This is a genomic window from Synechococcus sp. 60AY4M2, assembly GCF_002760375.1.
In the GTDB taxonomy this organism is placed as follows: Bacteria; Cyanobacteriota; Cyanobacteriia; order Thermostichales; family Thermostichaceae; genus Thermostichus.
Genome location: NZ_AUMZ01000005.1, coordinates 1 through 1,692 on the forward strand (window position 1 = coordinate 1; position 1,692 = coordinate 1,692).

Below are 1,692 nucleotides of genomic sequence, written 5' to 3' on the forward strand. Positions count from 1 at the left end.
TGGTTAAGTCCCTCTGAGAACTGGCTGGTAATTACAGATGGTTTGATACAAACCTTCAAACCAGAAGGGATCCGCCTGAGCAAGATCAACGTGGGTCTTTTCCCCTACTGGGAGATGGAGACAGAGCAGCTTGTGCAAGAGTTGGAGGTTCTGTTGGAGTCAATTCTACGTAGCCCCAACCCAGAAGACTATGCCCTGATCTTCCTGGGAGACCCGGATCCGCAAGTGGCTAATCGAACCCTGGAGATAGCTGCGGGCAACGTAGTCCTCAAGCTCATGGAAGTAGGGCTGGAGCTAGGCAGAGAGCCATTCTCTTCTGTAGTGGCTGGGTTGAACCCCCATCAATGGGAGAGGCTGATTCCCCAACTGAACTATCGCTATCCTCTGAAGCACGAGCGCTTTCCTCAAGGCCTGCGGCTAGCTGTCCAGAGGTTGCCTGTGTTATAGGCACCTACTTTCTGCCTGGGGGCATGCCCTTGTTTTTTCTTCCTGATGGCTAAGATTGTTGTTGGAGGAAAATTAGGAGCTATGAACTCAACTATCATCGTTACAGGTGCTGACAGCAAGTTTTTTGAGTTAGTTCAGGGGACTATTCTCTCTATACGAGAGAAGCCGCAGGGAAGCTCTGTAGATATTGCGTTTCTCGATGTGGGTTGTACACCCGAGCAGCTAAAGTGGATAAGTCAGCATGTTGATTATATCGTTGAGCCAGGGTGGACTTATGACATTCCTGATATTGATAGGCAGCCCGGCTATCTTAAGGCGCAGTTGTGTAGACCTTTCATTGCTGATTACTTTCCAGGCTATGAAGTTTACATCTGGCTTGATGCAGATACCTGGGTACAAGATTGGTCTGCAATCGAGCTTTTTATCCTAGGAGCTAGGCGCAAAGGCTTTGCAATCGCTATTGAGCCGTTAAATACTCTCTTTACTCCTTCGGTTTCTCTTCACGTAAGTTTTCTTTTTGCAAAATACTGGGACTACTTCCATCTCACGGACTGCACTCCAGAGCATAGCAACCTGCACCTGATGCCAGTCCTAAACACCGGTGCAATCTCTGGACGCAGTGACTCTTTCGTTTGGTCAAGATGGAAGTATAGACTAGGTCAATGTATTTCAAATCTATCTCGCGTTTTTAGAGGCCTTGATAAGCCTTACTACGGAGAGCAGCACGCTCTAAATGCGACGATCTATAGGGATTGTGGAATAGATATTGTTGAACTACTGCCTTCACACTGTCATTGGGCTTGCCACCAAAAACTGCCTCTATGGGATCCACAAAGGAAGCTCTGGGTAGATTGTTTTCCACCCCACAATCCAATAGGGATCATGCATCTTGCAGGTGATGCTAAGCTAGCACCAACTCACATTGCACTTACAACTGAGGGCTTTAAGGTTGAAGTCAGCCTTCGGTATCCAGGCCCAGTAGCTAACCCAGCTAGGAGGTACGACTACGTAGCGGCTAGCCTCAGAAGAATACGTCTTGACCATGGCTTTCCTTTTATGGTCGCTCTTGATCCGAGTTCTGAGACCTATCCCCATCTGAATAAACAGATTCCTCACCTTCGGTATGCAGATCGACGTCAACCTGGTATTGGCTTTGTCACTCGGGACGAGGCGCACATCTTGTACAACACTGCACTTGAGTTCAAAGGAAAAAACGCCCTAGAAATTGGCTGCTGGCTAGGCTGG

General features: G+C 48.2%; 2 pseudogenes. Both read left to right on the forward strand.

Annotated features, from left to right (window positions below):
* Window positions 1–447 (forward strand): annotated as a pseudogene (locus SYN60AY4M2_RS13835) (macrocin O-methyltransferase); the annotation flags it as partial.
* Window positions 448–528: 81 nt separating this feature from the next.
* Window positions 529–1,692: pseudogene (locus SYN60AY4M2_RS13840) on the forward strand (macrocin O-methyltransferase); the annotation flags it as partial.